The organism is Haemophilus sp. HMSC066A11, assembly GCF_001811665.1.
In the GTDB taxonomy this organism is placed as follows: domain Bacteria; phylum Pseudomonadota; class Gammaproteobacteria; order Enterobacterales; family Pasteurellaceae; genus Haemophilus; species Haemophilus influenzae.
The window spans coordinates 55,634-73,157 of sequence record NZ_KV805866.1; the positions used below are offsets into that span (position 1 = coordinate 55,634).

16 protein-coding genes are annotated in these 17,524 nt (G+C 38.3%); 7 read left to right on the forward strand and 9 right to left on the reverse strand.

The genetic code is table 11. The features are described 5' to 3' along the window. Nucleotides 1-66: 66 nt before the first annotated feature. From HMPREF2813_RS03260 to dsbC, 4 genes are all read right to left on the reverse strand, one after another. A complete protein-coding gene (locus HMPREF2813_RS03260; protein WP_070646971.1) occupies nucleotides 67-756 on the reverse strand; it encodes a 5'-methylthioadenosine/adenosylhomocysteine nucleosidase in 690 nt (229 codons plus the stop codon). After that, complete coding sequence (locus HMPREF2813_RS03265) at nucleotides 756-1,448, reverse strand: thiol:disulfide interchange protein DsbA/DsbL (RefSeq protein WP_083304312.1); 693 nt, start codon at nucleotides 1,446-1,448, stop codon at nucleotides 756-758. The genes HMPREF2813_RS03260 and HMPREF2813_RS03265 overlap by 1 nt, the downstream gene beginning before the upstream one ends. A gap of 4 nt (nucleotides 1,449-1,452) precedes the next feature. Next, nucleotides 1,453-3,180 carry a single-stranded-DNA-specific exonuclease RecJ gene (gene recJ, locus HMPREF2813_RS03270; protein ID WP_070646975.1) on the reverse strand — a complete coding sequence of 576 codons (1,728 nt, stop codon included), beginning with the start codon at nucleotides 3,178-3,180 and terminating at the stop codon, nucleotides 1,453-1,455. A gap of 287 nt (nucleotides 3,181-3,467) precedes the next feature. After that, nucleotides 3,468-4,157 (reverse strand): bifunctional protein-disulfide isomerase/oxidoreductase DsbC, encoded by a 690-nt coding sequence (gene dsbC, locus HMPREF2813_RS03275; RefSeq protein WP_048946880.1) that lies wholly within the window; start codon nucleotides 4,155-4,157, stop codon nucleotides 3,468-3,470. 132 nt (nucleotides 4,158-4,289) lie between these two features. On the opposite strand from dsbC, the gene prfB reads away from it, so the two are divergent. Together prfB and lysS are read left to right on the forward strand one after the other, a co-directional pair. Continuing rightward, a protein-coding gene (prfB, locus tag HMPREF2813_RS03280) for a peptide chain release factor 2 (RefSeq protein WP_014550889.1) occupies nucleotides 4,290-5,388 on the forward strand; the annotation gives its coding sequence in 2 pieces (ribosomal slippage) (nucleotides 4,290-4,364 and nucleotides 4,366-5,388; 1,098 coding nt in all). Between the two features lie 152 nt (nucleotides 5,389-5,540). Continuing rightward, entirely contained in the window at nucleotides 5,541-7,049 is a 1,509-nt protein-coding gene (gene lysS, locus HMPREF2813_RS03285; RefSeq protein WP_048946879.1) for a lysine--tRNA ligase, read from the forward strand. Between the two features lie 85 nt (nucleotides 7,050-7,134). Here the strand turns inward: lysS and mdh are convergent, their stop codons facing one another. After that, nucleotides 7,135-8,070 (reverse strand): malate dehydrogenase, encoded by a 936-nt coding sequence (gene mdh / locus HMPREF2813_RS03290; RefSeq protein ID WP_005660475.1) that lies wholly within the window; start codon nucleotides 8,068-8,070, stop codon nucleotides 7,135-7,137. A gap of 206 nt (nucleotides 8,071-8,276) precedes the next feature. Between mdh and argR the strand changes: the two genes are divergently transcribed. Further along, a complete protein-coding gene (gene argR / locus HMPREF2813_RS03295) occupies nucleotides 8,277-8,732 on the forward strand; it encodes a transcriptional regulator ArgR (RefSeq protein WP_005660473.1) in 456 nt (151 codons plus the stop codon). Then, a complete protein-coding gene (locus HMPREF2813_RS03300) occupies nucleotides 8,732-9,622 on the forward strand; it encodes a TIGR01777 family oxidoreductase (protein ID WP_048946878.1) in 891 nt (296 codons plus the stop codon). Before argR ends, HMPREF2813_RS03300 begins: the two co-directional genes overlap by 1 nt. A 57-nt stretch (nucleotides 9,623-9,679) precedes the next feature. On the opposite strand, the gene purF is transcribed toward HMPREF2813_RS03300, so the two are convergent. The 3 genes from purF to yfbV form a co-directional block, all read right to left on the reverse strand. Then, entirely contained in the window at nucleotides 9,680-11,197 is a 1,518-nt protein-coding gene (gene purF / locus HMPREF2813_RS03305; protein WP_014550892.1) for an amidophosphoribosyltransferase, read from the reverse strand. A gap of 10 nt (nucleotides 11,198-11,207) precedes the next feature. Continuing rightward, nucleotides 11,208-11,699, reverse strand: a complete 492-nt coding sequence (locus tag HMPREF2813_RS03310; protein ID WP_014550893.1) for a CvpA family protein — start codon at nucleotides 11,697-11,699, stop codon at nucleotides 11,208-11,210. Between the two features lie 86 nt (nucleotides 11,700-11,785). After that, nucleotides 11,786-12,229 carry a terminus macrodomain insulation protein YfbV gene (gene yfbV, locus HMPREF2813_RS03315; protein ID WP_005694240.1) on the reverse strand — a complete coding sequence of 148 codons (444 nt, stop codon included), beginning with the start codon at nucleotides 12,227-12,229 and terminating at the stop codon, nucleotides 11,786-11,788. 214 nt (nucleotides 12,230-12,443) lie between these two features. Here yfbV and HMPREF2813_RS03320 point away from each other — a divergent pair, with 214 nt between their 5' ends. Both HMPREF2813_RS03320 and pta read left to right on the forward strand, forming a co-directional pair. After that, nucleotides 12,444-13,649, forward strand: coding sequence for an acetate kinase (locus HMPREF2813_RS03320; protein WP_014550894.1), 1,206 nt, complete (start codon nucleotides 12,444-12,446; stop codon nucleotides 13,647-13,649). Between the two features lie 67 nt (nucleotides 13,650-13,716). Then, on the forward strand, nucleotides 13,717-15,852 hold the full coding sequence (pta, locus tag HMPREF2813_RS03325) for a phosphate acetyltransferase (RefSeq protein WP_014550895.1): 2,136 nt from the start codon (nucleotides 13,717-13,719) through the stop codon (nucleotides 15,850-15,852). A 76-nt stretch (nucleotides 15,853-15,928) separates the two neighbouring features. On the opposite strand, the gene smrB is transcribed toward pta, so the two are convergent. Then, nucleotides 15,929-16,432, reverse strand: coding sequence for an endonuclease SmrB (gene smrB, locus HMPREF2813_RS03330; protein WP_005653710.1), 504 nt, complete (start codon nucleotides 16,430-16,432; stop codon nucleotides 15,929-15,931). A gap of 131 nt (nucleotides 16,433-16,563) precedes the next feature. On the opposite strand from smrB, the gene prmB reads away from it, so the two are divergent. Then, nucleotides 16,564-17,508 carry a 50S ribosomal protein L3 N(5)-glutamine methyltransferase gene (gene prmB / locus HMPREF2813_RS03335; protein ID WP_014550897.1) on the forward strand — a complete coding sequence of 315 codons (945 nt, stop codon included), beginning with the start codon at nucleotides 16,564-16,566 and terminating at the stop codon, nucleotides 17,506-17,508. The last annotated feature ends 16 nt before the right edge of the window (nucleotides 17,509-17,524 follow it).

The window sequence follows — 17,524 nt, forward strand, 5'->3', positions numbered from 1 at the left end:
ATAGCTAATAAGCTATGCCTTTTCAATAATGTTTATGAAATTTGTGATCTTATGAAAAGATTATGGCTACAGTCTATCTATCATCTCTAACACTAATGCGGAAGACTGCTTCGCCGCCAATGGCAAAAACTCTTCAAAAGACATACTTGCTTTGCCATCGCCGCCATCAGAAATAGCACGAACCACCACAAAAGGCACATTAAACGCATAGCAAACTTGCGCAATCGCTGTGGCTTCCATTTCAACACCTGTCACATTCGGGAAATCTGCTTTTATTTGTGTAATTTTGTCTTCGCTATTAATAAAACTATCGCCAGAGCAAATTAAACCACGTTTTACTGATTGTCCTTGCTTTTCTGCAATTTCTTGAGCGAGATCTGCCAATTTTTTATCAGATAAAAATGCAGCAGGATTAGCAGGTAACTGCCCTTTTTCATAGCCAAAAGCGGTCACATCCGCATCGTGATAGCGTGTTTCATCAGAAATTACAATATCCCCCACTTTCAAGCCTTTTGCTACTCCACCTGCAGAACCAGTATTGATCACAAAATCTGGCTTGGCTAATTGCAATAATGCCGTGGTGCCAATGGCAGCGGCTACTTTGCCAATGCCTGATTGTAATAATACAACATCTTTACCGTTAATTTTGCCTTCAAAAATGACCGCACTTGCTACTCGAGTTTCCGTTCTATCAGCCATTAAATTTTTTAAAATTTCGACTTCTTGCGCCATCGCGCCAACAATTCCAATTTTCATCACTTTTGTTCCTGTTCTATTTTATTTACCAAAAAATCTAACACCGCCACGCTATAATCATCGTTATAAAGCGTACTCGCAGTGAGTACATATTTTCCCCCAATAACAACGTAAGGATAGGTAAACACACCATATTCTTCCGTCAATTCAATCGCATTTTGAATTTGTTCTTTTACGCTTTGTGAATTTTCAGTTTGAATAAATAACGGCTTATCTAACCCTTGTTCTTCCGCCCATTGCTGAATTTTATTTGATGTAGACAATTCTGTATAACGGGATTTTTCTGAAGTTTCAAATAATAAAACATTAGATAATTCCACCGCACTTAATGCTTGCAAAGTATAAAAAATGCGTGCGCTAAACTGGCTATCGGCAGTTGCAATAGGATATTGTTCCAACACAACTTTATGTGTGCGTATTTGGCTATAAAGCTCTAAAATATCCTGCGCTGAAGAACACACTCGACAATCATAATCAAAAAAGAATTGAATGCGGATTTTTTTATCGGTTCGAGACGCTTGTTCGATAGGTTCTTTATAAGAAAAATAATCCCGTCCATCTTCAAAATAGATTGTGTCCCTTGATGGCAAGTGCGGAGAATTTTGCACTGAAAATTCTTTCTGATTGACTTCTGCTAAAACAAACGACGATAAAAAAAGCAAACAAAATGCCAATAACCCTTTTAATTTCATTCTATCACTCATCTATCGGCTCAATATAATCTACCAATAATTGTAGGCTACGATTGCCACGAAATTCGTTAATCTCTAATTTATAGGCTAAACGAGCCTGTTTAATTGAAAGATCAGGATACAATCTTGTATTAATATTAAATGCAATCGCATCTAATAAAACCCCGCCTTGTTTCGGCTCTAGCAACATTTTTAGATGATTTTTATTTTGCCCAATTGCGCGCTGGTCTAAAATTTTAAATTCGCCATCAAAGCAAGGCTCAGGAAACCCTTGCCCCCAAGTGCCTACCGATTTTATCAGCTCTGCCGTTTCAAGATTAAATTCATTTGAATTCAGTTCGCCATCTGTCCAAATTACGCCTTGTAGATGTTCTTCATCAAGCCAATCGGCAACGGTTTGATTAAAAAGATGTTGGAAATCGGCAAAATGTTCTTCGCGAATACTCAAGCCTGCCGCCATTGCGTGTCCGCCAAATTTTAAAATCATATTAGGATGTTGCGAATGAATACGCTCCAGAACATCACGCATATGTAAACCTTCAATAGAACGAGCAGAACCTTTCAAAATTCCCTCACTATCTTGTGCAAAGGCAATCACTGGACGATGATATTGATCCTTAATCCTTGATGACACAATGCCTAATACGCCTTGATGCCAATCAGGTTGATAAAGCGTAATACCATAGGGTAACTCTTTAAAAAGTGCGGTAAGATTTTGACAAATTTTTATTGCCTCAAGCTTCATACCCGCTTCAATTTCTTTACGAGTTTGATTGAGCTGATCGAGATCTAAAGCTAATTCTCTGGCTTTTGACATTTCGTTCGCCAGCAAAAGTTCTACCCCAATCGACATATTATCTAAACGCCCTGCCGCATTTAAACGAGGCCCAATACAAAAACCGAGATCACTTGAAGTAAACTGTTCAACATTACGGTTAGCCACTTCTGCCAACGCAATAATACCGAGACGGCAGTGTCTAGCACGGATACGCATTAAACCTTGATAAGCAAGGATACGATTATTTTGATCTAACGGAACAACATCAGCTATAGTGCCTAGTGCCACCAGATCGAGCAAATCAGTAAAATTAGGTTGTGTTTCTGCAGTAAAAATACCGAGTTCACGAAATTTTGCTCGTACGGCTAACATCAAATAAAATGCCACACCCACACCTGCCAAGGATTTTGAAGGGAAATGACACTGACTTAAATTAGGATTAACAATCGCATCGGCTGGCGGCAAAGTTTCGGGGGGTAAATGATGATCCGTGACTAAAACTCGAATGCCTTTTTCTTTCAAAAATGCCACACCGTCAAAAGATGAAACTCCGTTATCCACCGTCATTAAAAGCTGAACGCCCTTTTCAATTGCCATTTCAGCCACGGGAATACTCAAGCCATAACCTTGTTCAAATCGATTTGGCACAAGGTAATCCACATCAGAAAAGCCAAGTTGTCTTAAAGCCAGCACACTCAATGCTGTGCTGGTTGCACCATCAGCATCAAAATCCCCAACAATCACAATTTTTTGCTGTTGTTGATAGGCTTCCACTAATAAATTTACCGCTTGCTCAATGCCATATAACTGATTTGGATTGAGCATTGATTTCAAAGTGCGGTCTAATTCTTTGGTGTTTTGAATATGACGAGCGCGATAAAGTCGATCTAATAACGGATGGGTTGAAACAGAATTTCCAATTGGAATTTCACGGCGTTTGATAAGTTTTTTCACTGGATATTAATTCATACCTAAAAGCAAAAAGCTGTTGAAATCAACAGCTCTTTTATCTATACTTTTTCCTGTCGGTCAGGGCTTTTAACCCTGAATGCTGACAGGGGTTAAAAGCCCTACTGACCATTAGTCTAACTATTGTGTCAGCTAAGGATTTTAATGATGCCTAAATTATGCATTTATATCATAATTTTTGTGTTGTTAATGCTTTTAAGCTCCCCAGCATATTAAGCATAACCGACTAAATACAAGGGGTAGGCAACTGCCCCTTGTTTTTCATTATAAAATTATTGTGCTGTTTCTTCAAGTGCTCTTAATAAATCAGCTGGTTTTAAATAACCGCCAATAAGCTCACCAGTTGAGGTAACAATACTTGGTGTTCCTCGTACACCAAATTGAATACCTAATTCATAATGTTTTTTCACGATATTTGGCGTTTTAACTTCTTTTGGTAAATTGCCTTTTTCTGCTTCATTTAAAGCAAAAACGGGATCTTTCGCCGTCCAAATCGCTTCCATTTGTTTCGCCGTTTGATTATTCATACCTGCACGAGGGAAAGCTAAATAACGTACGGTAATACCAAGCTCGTTATATTCTTTTAATTGCTGATGTAACAAATGGCAATAATGGCAGGTAATATCCATAAATACTGTTACTACGTGTTTTTCATTTTTCGCAGGATAAACAATCATCTCGTCTTTATAAGAATTAAGTTTATCCACTAAAATTTTACCTGCTACATCAACAGGACCATTATTTGTGAGTTCATAAAGTTTGCCTTCAAAAAGATATTTTCCATCTTCGCTCACATAAAGTATACCTTGATCCGTGACAGCCGTTCTAATGCCTGAAATCGGCGAAGATTTAATAGTAATATTTGATACATTAAAAGACTGTAATTTGCGTTTAATTGCCGCATCATCTGCCATTGCATTAGCCGCAGCCACGCACAAAAGTGCGGTAAAAATTTTCTTCATTTTTTGTTCCTAAATTTACTTGAGTGAGAAAGCCTAAAATTATAGAGAGATTGCTAATTTCTGCAAGGTCAAACTATCCAAAAATCAGAAAATAGCATATAATTCCACACTTTATCACACAGTGAATTTATTATGTTTGAAATCAATCCTGTAAAAAATAAAATCATCGATTTATCTGACCGCACTTCGGTGCTTCGGGGGTATCTTTGACTTCGATGCCAAAGTTGAGCGTTTAGAAGAAGTCAATGCGGAATTAGAACAGCCAGATGTTTGGAATGATCCAGATAAAGCCCAAGCACTTGGTAAAGAACGGGTTTCTTTAGAACAAGTTGTAAATACCATCAAAAATTTAGAACAAGGTTTAGAAGATGTTGATGGCTTGTTAGAACTTGCTATCGAAGCAGAAGACGAAGACACCTTCAATGAAGCGGTCGCTGAATTAGATGAACTCGAACAACAACTCGAAAAATTAGAGTTCCGTCGAATGTTTAGTGGCGAACATGATGCTTGCGATTGCTATGTGGACTTACAAGCTGGTTCTGGCGGTACAGAAGCTCAAGATTGGACAGAAATGTTGCTCCGTATGTATCTTCGTTGGGCTGAAAGCAAAGGTTTTAAAACAGAACTGATGGAAGTCTCTGACGGTGATGTAGCTGGATTGAAATCGGCAACCATTAAAGTGAGCGGTGAATATGCCTTTGGTTGGTTACGAACAGAAACGGGCATTCATCGTTTAGTGCGTAAAAGTCCATTTGATTCCAATAACCGTCGTCACACATCATTCAGTGCAGCATTTGTCTATCCTGAAATTGATGACGATATTGATATTGAAATCAATCCTGCTGATTTACGTATTGATGTTTATCGTGCATCAGGGGCAGGTGGTCAGCACGTAAACAAAACAGAAAGTGCGGTGCGAATTACCCATATGCCAAGTGGTATTGTCGTGCAATGTCAAAACGACCGTTCACAGCACAAAAACAAAGATCAAGCGATGAAACAATTAAAAGCAAAATTGTATGAGCTTGAGTTACAGAAGAAAAATGCGGATAAGCAAGCAATGGAAGATAATAAATCGGACATTGGTTGGGGAAGCCAAATTCGCTCTTATGTATTAGACGATTCACGCATTAAAGATTTGCGTACTGGCGTAGAAAACCGTAATACGCAAGCCGTATTAGACGGGGATTTAGATCGATTTATTGAAGCGAGTTTAAAAGCGGGCTTGTAAAAATTTCTTGCCTTCCCCTGTTTACGGGGGAAGGTGGCGCGAAGCGACGGAAGGGGGCTTTCGATAATATATTTCCTTTAGTCTTCAACAGCTCCTAAAGTAAACAAAGAAAATAAAAATTTCTTATTAATTTATAAAACAAGGTAAACAATATGTCAGAACAAGAAGTTAAAGAATTAGATCTCAATGGCGAAATGCTCGTTCGTCGTGAAAAATTAGCCGCATTGCGAGCAAAAGGTAATGCCTTTCCAAACAAGTTTCGTCGTGATGCTCTCGCACAAGATTTGCACAATCAATATGATGTAGAAGATGGGGAAATCTTAAAAGAGAAAGGCGTTGAAGTACAAGTTGCTGGTCGTATTATGACTCGCCGTGCAATGGGTAAAGCAACTTTTATCACTATTCAAGATATGAGCGGTAAAATCCAGCTTTATGTTGCACGCGATAATTTGCCTGAAGGTGTTTATGCTGAAGATGTAGGTAACTGGGATTTAGGCGATATCATTGGAGTGAAAGGTACACTTTTCAAAACTAAAACCAATGAATTAACCATCAAAACAACTGAAGTTCAACTTTTAACCAAAGCACTTCGTCCATTACCAGACAAATTCCATGGTTTAACCGACCAAGAAGTTCGCTATCGCCAACGTTATTTAGATTTAATTTCTAACGAAGAATCTCGCCGCACTTTTATTATTCGTTCTAAAGTTGTCGCGGGTATTCGTGAATATTTCATTTCTAAAGGCTTTATGGAAGTGGAAACGCCAATGTTACAAGTGATTCCAGGTGGCGCATCTGCGCGTCCTTTCGTGACTCATCATAATGCATTAGATGTGGATATGTATTTACGTATCGCACCTGAACTTTATTTAAAACGCTTAGTCGTTGGTGGGTTTGAACGAGTATTTGAATTAAACCGTAACTTCCGTAATGAAGGGGTTTCTGTTCGTCATAATCCAGAATTTACTATGCTTGAATATTATCAAGCCTATGCAGATTACCACGATTTAATGGATAACACCGAAGAACTGCTTCGTAAATTAGCGATTGATATTCTTGGTACAACCATTGTGAAATACGGTGATTTAGAATTTGACTTCGGCAAACCATTTGAGCGTATTACATTACACGATGCAACCATTAAATATGGTGCAGACAAAGGTATCGTAAAAGAAGATTTATATGACTTTGATCGTGCAAAAGCCACGGCAGAACGCTTAGGTATTGAAGTACAAAAATCTTGGGGTTTAGGCAGCATTGTCAATGCAATTTTTGAAGAAGTGGCTGAACATCACTTAATTCAACCAACATTCTTAATGGCTCATCCTGCGGAAATTTCGCCACTTGCACGTCGCAATGATGAAAATCCTGATGTAACAGATCGTTTTGAACTCTTTATCGGTGGTCGTGAAATCGGTAATGGTTTCTCAGAATTAAATGATGCAGAAGATCAAAATGAACGTTTTGATGCACAAGTGACTGCGAAAGAAGCGGGCGATGATGAAGCGATGTTTAAAGATGAAGACTTTGTTGTTGCACTAGAACACGGCTTACCACCAACAGCTGGGGAAGGTTTAGGTATCGACCGTCTAGCGATGCTTTATGCAAATGCACCATCAATTCGTGATGTGATCTTGTTCCCTGCAATGCGTCAGAAATAATAAAGATACAAACAAAAGCCACCAAATGGTGGCTTTTTTATCGAAACATAAAAAGGGAGCTAATGCTCCCCTTACTTTTTAATGATTAACCATTAATAAATTTTTCGCCTAATTCAATATCTGCACGTAAAGTCGGCAACATATTTTCTAGAGCTTGTTGTTCAAAATTGCTTAATGGGCCAATTGGTAAAATTTCTTCTACACCTTCTTTGCCTAAACGAACTGGCTGAGAGAAGAAACGAGCATATTTGCCATCACCTTCAACATAAGTACATTCAACCACTGTCTCGCCACTTAATCCTTTTACTAAAGAACGAGCAAAACGTGCTGCAGCCTGTGCCATTGAAAGAGTTGCTGAACCGCCACCCGCTTTTGCATTGACCACTTCTGTACCTGCATTTTGAATACGTTTTGTTAATGGTTCGATTTCATCTTCATTCCACTCAGCATATTGAACTTGAGAAAGTAATGGAAGAATAGTCACTCCAGAGTGACCACCAATAACAGGAACGCTTGTACGAGAAACATTTAAACCTTTTAATTCAGCCACAAAGGTTTCAGAACGTAACACATCTAAAGTTGTCACACCAAATAATTTGCGTTTGTCGTAAACACCTGCTTTTTTCAACACTTCAGCCGCAATCGCAACGGTAGTATTTACTGGGTTAGTGATGATACCAACACAGGCTTTCGGGCAAGTAACCGCGACTTTTTCAATTAAACCACGCACGATACCTGCATTAATATTGAATAAATCTGAACGATCCATACCAGGTTTACGTGCAACACCAGCAGAAATTAATACAACATCCGCACCTTCAAGTGCTGGAGTTGGATCTTCACCAGAAAAACCTTTCACATTCACTGCCGTTGGAATATGGCTCACATCCACTGCAACACCTGGGGTAACAGGGGCAATATCATACAATGATAAGTCGGTACCTGCTGGCAACTGAAGTTTTAGTAATAACGCTAATGCTTGACCAATACCACCTGCGGCACCTAATACAGCAACTTTCATAAATACTCCTTATGTGTTAGTTAATTTAAAACAGACTGATTTTAAAATGTTCATCTTACAATTACAAATAGAGAAATATCATTCTATGATCTAGTTCACATTTCTGAGATAAATATTTTCTTCTCTTTGTTCTTATTCATATTTCAGTTGATGAAAGTGAATTTTTATGCAATTCTTATGCAAATTTTGACTATTGAAAAATAAAGATGACTGAGAATTTAACTCGCGCTTTTAAAGAATTACTCAACCAAGAACGCTTTGGTTCTCAAAGTGAAATTGTCGATGCCTTAAAAAAACAAGGCTTTACTGGTATTAATCAATCAAAAATATCAAGAATGCTCAGCAAATTTGGTGCGGTTCGCACCCGTAATACCAAAATGGAAATGGTCTATTGCTTACCAAATGAATTAAGTGTTCCCAATACCAGTAGTCCATTAAAAAATCTTGTCTTAGATGTTGATCACAATGCGATGTTAATCGTAATAAAAACGACGCCTGGTGCTGCTCAATTAATCGCACGATTACTTGATTCCATTGGAAAATCAGAAGGAATTTTAGGTACTATCGCAGGCGATGATACTATTTTTGTCACGCCCACAAACGATAAACCTATCGACGAATTATTGCAAAATATCCAACGTTTATTTGAAAACACATTGTAATGAATATTCTATTAACGGGAGGAACAGGACTTATCGGCAAAGCACTTGTCGAACAACTCTGTTTACGCAATGAACAAGTGACGATCTTAACTCGCTCAAGTTCGTTGCACGCTCTCTCAAAGCACAAAAACATCAAATTTATTACCGCACTTTCCCAACTTAATTCACAAGAACAGTTTGATGCCATCATCAATCTTGCTGGCGAGCCAATTTTTCATAAAGTTTGGTCGAAAAACCAGAAATCTATTTTACGAGAAAGTCGTTTAAGCCTCACCACTCAACTGGTTGAATTCATCAATCAGTATCAGCAATACCCAATTTTTATATCAGGTTCAGCAACAGGAATTTACGGCGATCAAGACGAACAAACAATTACTGAAACAAGCAAAACAGCAAAAACCTTTACCGCACAATTATGCCAAGATTGGGAAAATATCGCGCGACAAGCTAATGCGAGGGTTTGTTTGATTAGAACAGGAATAGTCTTTTCTACAAAAAGTGGTGCGCTTGCAAAAATGTTGCCTTTATACAAATGGGGACTTGGCGGTAAACTGGGCAATGGAGAGCAATATTTCCCTTGGATTGCTTTGGAAGATATGGTAAATGGCATTTTATTTTTACTCGATCATTCAGAATGTAGAGGGGCATTTAACTTCTCAGCCCCGAATCCCATAAAACAGCATAAATTTAACCGCACTTTGGCTCGAATATTAAAACGTCCTGCCTTTGCAACTATTCCAAAATGGATATTACATTTCATGCTTGGCGAACGAGCTAATCTATTACTCGAAAGCCAAAATGTTGTGCCTGAAAAATTACTTAACGCTGGATTCCAATTTCAGTATTCTGATTGCAAAAACTATCTAGAAGACATCCTAAAAAACAAATAAAAAAATCACCGCACTTTTTTTAATGCGGTGATTTTTATCCCTCTAAATACCTAGCATTTATTGTTCATTATAAATTTCAAGATTAGATGCTTGTTTTTCACGTTTTTTCTTTGCACTATCGTTGCGTTGAGTTGCGATTTTATTAAGATATTCAGGACTAATATCGCCTGTAATATATTCGCCTGTGAATACTGAACAATCAAAACCTTGAATGGCTGGATTTTCCAATTGAACAGATTCAGTAAGTGCGGTCAGATCTTGGAAAATTAATTTGTCTACGCCAATTAATTCTGCAATTTCATCAACATTTCGCCCATAAGCGATCAGTTCATCACAACTCGGCATATCAATACCATATACATTCGGATAACGAATTTCAGGAGCAGCAGAGGCAAAGTAAATTTTCTTCGCACCAGCTGAGCGAGCCATTTCAACAATTTGCTCAGAGGTTGTGCCACGAACGATAGAATCGTCCACCAATAACACATTTTTATCTTTAAATTCAGCTTTAATGGTATTCAATTTGCGGCGAACAGAACTAATACGCTGTGCTTGTCCTGGCATAATAAACGTGCGACCAACATAGCGATTTTTCACAAATCCTTGTCGATAAGGCTTCCCTAGTACACGAGCTATTTGTAACGCAATATCTGTTGAAGTTTCAGGAATAGGAATGACCACATCAATATTATCAATTTCATCCGCCCATTCTTTTGCAATTTTTTTCCCGAGTTTTTCCCCCATATGAACACGTGCAGCATAAACAGAGACACCATCAATCGTTGAATCTGGGCGTGCAAAATAAACATACTCAAAAATACAAGGATTTAACACCGCACTTTCGGTACATTGTTGTGAATAAAGCTCGCCATCAAACGTTACATAAACGGCTTCGCCCGCAGCAATATCACGTACAAACTCGAAACCGACAATATCTAAAGCCACTGTTTCAGAGGCGAACATATAATCAGTTTTGCCATTTTCTTCACGTTTACCCAACACCAAAGGACGAATACCAAAAGGATCTCTAAATGCAACCATACCATGTCCAATAATCATCGCTACGCAGGCATAAGCACCACGAATATCATTGTGAGTTTTACGAACGGCATAAAAAATATCTTGTGGATCAAGATGGTTTTGAGGAATGTGATCAAGATGATTAGCGAGAATATTAAGAAGAAGTTCAGAATCTGAATTAGTGTTTACGTGACGGCGGGCAGTTTTAAAGACTTTTTCTTTTAACTCCACTGAGTTGGTTAAATTGCCGTTATGCACCAAAGTGACACCATAGGGAGAATTTACATAAAAAGGTTGTGCCTCTGAGACGCTAGAACTTCCTGCTGTAGGATAGCGAATATGCCCTAATCCAGCATTTCCTTGCAAGCGTAGCATATGCTCTTGACGGAACACATCGCTGACTAAGCCATTAGCTTTACGTAAGCGGAAACGGTTTTCATCATCAACCGTTACAATACCCGCCGCATCTTGTCCACGATGTTGCAAAAGGGTTAATGCTGCATAAATAGATTCATTAACCGGACTTTGGCTAACAATACCGACAATACCACACATTTTGTGTTCCTTATTGATTAAGCGTTGGAGTTAAAAAACTTGAACTCGCCTGAAGCTGTTGAAAGAACCATTCAATAATAAAACCAAAGTGCGGTATTAATTGAGATTCTTTCCACCAATCGGTTTGTTCAAAATTGGTAAAAGTATCCATAAAAAATAACAACGCGGCGACAATCAACGCACCACGCACTAAACCGAAAGCTGCACCTAATACGCGATCAGTGCCGCTTAAACCAGTTTTATCCACTAATTGACTAATCACATAATTTACTATGGCACCCACAATTAAAGTCAGAACAAACAAAATGGCGATTGCGGTTCCATTACGCACATACATTGATTCAATTTGTGTAAGATAAGTGGCAAGATAAGGATAGAACTGGCTTGCTACGATAAATGCCACAACCCAGCTACCGAGTGAAAGCACTTCGCGAACAAAACCGCGTAATAAACTAACAAGAATGGAAAAAGCGATAATGCCAATAATAATGTAATCAATCATTAAAAAATCTCTCAATGAAAAACGGCCGTTTAAAACGACCGAGCTATTCTACAAAAATAAAGCCAAAAAGAAAACGTTTGCGTAAACTAAATTTCCTGCCAAAAAGCACGTTCCAATTTACTTTGAGCTTTCTTTAAGACTTCCGCTAAATGTTGATATGTCGGTTTTTCTTGCACAAAAGGCAAGGGTTCATGTAGTTGTTTTAAACGTTCGCAAATATCATAAAACCATACCGCACTTTGATTTTCTAACGGCGTATTGGCACGCTTACCAAGCCAATAAAGACCTTGAAAAGGAATAAGCAAGGCAAAAAGTGCGGTCAAAATTGCGATAGAAAATGCCATCAAATCATTTTTTGCATAAAACTGCTGCCATAGAATTGCAAACACAGCAACAAAAGGCATAAATTTTTGTGCAAAACTCGTGGCTTTCATAATACGGTTTTCAGGGAAAATAATGCCTAACTTCGCCTCCAGCGGCCAAGTATTAAGATAAATTTGCCCCTGTTTAAAAATGGAAAAAAATGCCATAAAAACACCTCAAAAATTGACCGCACTTATCATACGCTATTTTAAGTCTATTTTTAGTAAAAATAATTTAATTTTTCAAAAAATACGATAAAGTTTGTATTTTTTCCTTACCGATGAATTTATTTTATTCATCAAAAGGTGTATTCTATGTCTGATTTTTCAAACCATCTTAGATGATGGATTTCTATTAACCTCAATCAAATATAGGGTTCCTATGTCAAAACTTGTTCTTATCCTTAACTGTGGTAGTTCTTCACTCAAATTTGCAATTCTTGATCCAGCAACAGGGGAAGAAAAATTATCTGGCTTAGCCGAAGCATTTTTCTTACCTGAAGCACGTATCAAATGGAAACTCAATGGAGAGAAAGGTAACGCAGATTTAGGCGCAGGTGCAGCGCATACTGAAGCGCTTAATTTTATCGCATCTAACATTCTGAATGATGAGCTTAAAAATTCTATCGCGGCAATTGGTCATCGTATCGTTCACGGTGGCGAAAAATACACTCAATCTGTCATCGTAACAGATGAAGTTGTTAAAGGAATTGAAGATGCTGCACAATTTGCGCCACTTCACAACCCTGCTCACTTAATTGGTATTCGCGAAGCATTCAAGGCATTCCCACACTTAAAAGATAAAAACGTGGTAGTTTTTGATACAGCATTCCACCAAACTATGCCTGAAGAAGCCTTCCTTTATGCCCTTCCATACTCTTTATATAAAGAGCACGGCGTACGTCGCTATGGTGCACACGGCACAAGTCACTACTTCGTTTCTCGTGAAGTCGCTAAATATGTAGGCAAACCTGCAGATCAAGTAAATGCTATTATTTGTCACTTAGGTAATGGTGGTTCTGTTTCTGTTGTGCGTAACGGTCAATGTATTGATACTTCAATGGGCTTAACTCCGCTAGAAGGTTTAGTAATGGGTACGCGTTGTGGCGATATTGACCCTGCAATCGTATTCTACCTATACAAAACACTAGGTATGTCTATGGATCAAATCGAAGAGACTTTAGTGAAAAAATCAGGTCTTTTAGGTTTAACTGAAGTAACAAGCGACTGCCGTTATGCTGAAGATAACTACGATGATGAATCTAAACCAGAAACAAGACGTGCTTTAAATGTTTATAGCTATCGTTTAGCGAAATACATTGGTGCTTATATGGCTGTGTTGGGCGATGATCACTTAGATGCAATTGCATTCACTGGTGGTATTGGCGAAAACTCAGCGCACGTTCGTGAATTAGCCTTAAATCACTTAAAATTATTTGGCATTAAAATCGATCACGAACGAAATCTTGCCACACGTTTTGGTAAAGATGGTGTAATCACCACTGATGATTCCGCATTTAAAGCAATTGTTCTTCCAACTAACGAAGAATTGGTTATCGCACAAGATACCGCAAAAATTTGTTTCTAATTTAACAACAAGCTGCCGAATTTTTCGGCAGTTTTTATTTATAATATATACATATTAAGGTTTAACTATGTCTCGCACGATTATTCTTATCCCTGTAAGTACAGGCGTGGGTTTAACTAGCATTAGTCTTGGATTAATCCACTCTCTCGAACAAAAAGGCACAAAAGTTGCTTTTATGAAACCAGTTTCTCAACCAAGCACTGGCGAAGATAAATTGGATCGCACAACTTCTATTATTCGCACTAGCACTAGCCTTGAAACTGCCGAACCTTTTATGTTAAGCGTGGCAGAATCATTAATTGGTCAAAATCAGTCTGACGTATTGTTAGAAAAAATTGTAGCTAACCACCAACAATTAACCAAAAATAATGATATCGTTGTAGTTGAAGGTTTAATACCCACAAGAAAACACGGTTACGCAAACAGTATCAACTATGAAATTGCACAAGCATTAGATGCGGAAATCGTATTAGTTGCAGCACCTGCAACTGAAACGCCAACCGAATTAAAAGATCGCGTAGAAGCTGCAGCCTCTCTATTTGGTGGTAAAAACAATCCAAATCTTTTAGGTGTTGTTGTAAACAAATTCAATGCACCTGTTGATGAATCAGATCGTACTCGTCCAGATCTTGCTGAAATTTTTGATTCATTCCAACACAATCATATTAGCGAAACAGAAGTAAACAAGTTATTTGCAGGTAGTGCCATCAAGTTATTAGCTTGTGTGCCTTGGAATGCAAATTTAATCGCGACACGAGCAATTGACTTAGTCAAACATTTAGGTGCATCAATCATTAATGAAGGAGAAATCAATCGCCGTATCCGTGGCATCACTTTCTGTGCAAGAAGTTTATCAAATATGATAGAACATTTCCGCGCAGGTAGCTTATTGGTTGCCTCTGCTGACCGTCCTGATGTAATTGTTGCTGCTTCACTTGCTGCTGCAAACGGTATTGAAATCGGCGGTATTCTATTAACAGGCGGCTACAAAATTGATGCTCAAATTAATAAACTTTGCCGTCCAACTTTTGAAAAAGCGAAATTACCGATCTTCCGTATTGAAGGCAATACTTGGCAAACTGCATTAAGTTTACAAAGTTTTAATCTTGAAGTGCCTGTTGATGACAAAGAACGTATTGAAAATATTAAACAATACATTAGCCAACACTTTAATGCTGACTTTATCAATAATTTAGTTGCAGATTCCAGCCGTTTACCTCGCTTATCCCCACCTGCATTCCGTTTCCAATTAACTGAACTTGCTCGTGCGGCGAAAAAACGTATTGTGCTTCCTGAAGGCGATGAACCTCGTACAATCAAAGCTGCCGTACTTTGTGCAGAACGTGGCATTGCGGAATGTGTGCTTTTAGCAGATCCTGCATCCGTTCAACGAGTTGCAGAAGCACAAGGTGTTAAATTAGGTAAAGGTATTACAATCATCAATCCTGCTGACGTTCGTGAAAACTATGTTGATCGTTTAGTTGAATTACGTAAAGCAAAAGGTATGACCGAAACTGCGGCTCGTGAACAATTAGAAGACACCGTAGTACTTGGTACCATGATGTTAGAAGCAAATGAAGTAGATGGTTTAGTATCTGGCGCTGTCCACACCACTGCAAACACCATTCGCCCACCAATGCAAATCATCAAAACTGCACCAGGTAGTTCGATTGTTTCTTCTATCTTCTTTATGTTATTACCAGATCAAGTGCTTGTTTATGGTGACTGTGCGGTAAACCCAGATCCAACTGCAGAACAACTTGCTGAAATTGCAATTCAATCTGCGGATTCTGCGAAAGCATTTGGTATTGATCCAAAAGTCGCGATGATTTCTTACTCAACAGGTACATCTGGTAGCGGTGCTGATGTAGAAAAAGTGAAAGAAGCAACTCGTATTGCGAAAGAAAAACGCCCTGATTTATTAATCGATGGCCCATTACAATACGATGCGGCTGTGATGGAAGATGTGGCTCGCTCTAAAGCACCAAATTCACCTGTAGCAGGTAAAGCAACGGTATTTGTATTCCCTGACTTAAATACTGGTAACACGACTTACAAAGCAGTACAACGTTCTGCAGATTTAGTGTCTATTGGCCCAATGCTTCAAGGTATGCGCAAACCAGTCAATGACTTATCTCGTGGTGCCTTAGTTGATGATATTGTGTACACAATTGCCTTAACCGCAATTCAAGCAACACAATAATTCAAGTAAAAATATAAAAGAAAATACCGCACTTTGCCCTAGGCAATAAAAGTGCGGTATTTTTTATAACGTTTTTTTACAAATCGACCAAAATCAAAATTGCGGCTTCACCGCCCCATTCCCTTGGTGCTTGATGTAATGCCCGCACTTTAGGATGTTGTACTAGCCAACGTGGAATTTGTTTTTTCAATGTAAAGGTGCCATAGCCCGTCATAATGTTGGCACAATCTACATGCTCATTTTCACAAGCCAGTAAAAGTGCGGCTAATTCTTGCTTAGCTTGTTCACGGGTTAAACCGTGTAAATCTAAAAACAATTCTGGCGAAAAATCTCCACGACGAAGTTGTTTTAATAAATGGGAATCTTCCCCATCACGTAAATATTTCACAACACCATCATTGTCATTAAGTAATGGCTCATATTCATCAGAAAAATAGAACAATGTATCTTCTTTCACTCGTAATTCTTTCAATTCTATTTTTTTCTGATCACGTTTTTGGCGGGGGGCAACAAAAGTATCTTGTTTAATTGGCTTAATGCCTTTGGTTTCCGCGCGGAATAAATCAAATTCGTCTTGCATTTTTTTCTCATTAATTTTCAAATTTTGCGTATCATATCATAGTTCTACATTCTCATCTGTGGTATAACTACGCCAAATTTTCATACCGAATTTTATGCTAACTTTTCTACTCACTTTTATGGAGAAATGCGATGGAAACTTCACATAACCAAGAATTAGTTGCAACTATCTTGAAAGATAATCTTGCAAACGAACTGCAAACCATCCAAGATTTTCTGCGTTGGACGTATAGCATTCTCAATCGCTCTGATATTTACTTCGGGCAAGGGCACGATAATCCTTGGGATGAAAGCCTGCAACTTGTTTTAAGTAGCTTACATTTACCCATTGATTTACCTACCGAATTATTTAACAGTCGATTAACCCCATCTGAAAAAGAAACCTTAGTTCAACTTGTATTAACCCGAATCGAACAACGCGTACCTGTGGCATATTTAACAAATAGTGCTTGGTTCTGCGGTCACGAATTTTATGTCGATGAACGAACCATTATTCCACGTTCTCCAATTAGTGCTTTAATTCAAGATCGCTTTGAAGATTTAATTTCACAAGAACCAAATCATATTCTCGATCTATGCACAGGCAGCGGTTGTATTGCCATTGCTTGTGCTTATGCTTTCCCGAATGCGGAAGTAGATGCGGTAGATTTATCGGTTGATGCACTTAATGTCGCGGAGATCAATATTTCACGCCATCAATTAGAGCATCGCGTATTCCCGATTCAATCAAACTTATTTGAAAATATTTTGGGACAAAAATACGATCTTATCGTGACCAATCCACCTTATGTGGATGAAGAAGATCTCGCCGATATGCCGGAAGAATTCCATTTTGAACCAGAGTTAGCCTTAGGTTCTGGCCATGATGGTTTAAACATTACCAAACAAATTTTAAAACAAGCACCAGATTACTTAAGCGAAAATGGCGTATTGGTATGTGAAGTGGGCAATAGCATGGTGAGCTTAATTGAGCAATATCCAGATGTACCCTTTGAATGGGTAGAACTTAAAAATGGCGGACTAGGCGTATTTGCTATTCAGCGTAAGGATTTAGTGAAATATCACGATCTGTTTTAATCTTTTAAGTGCGGTT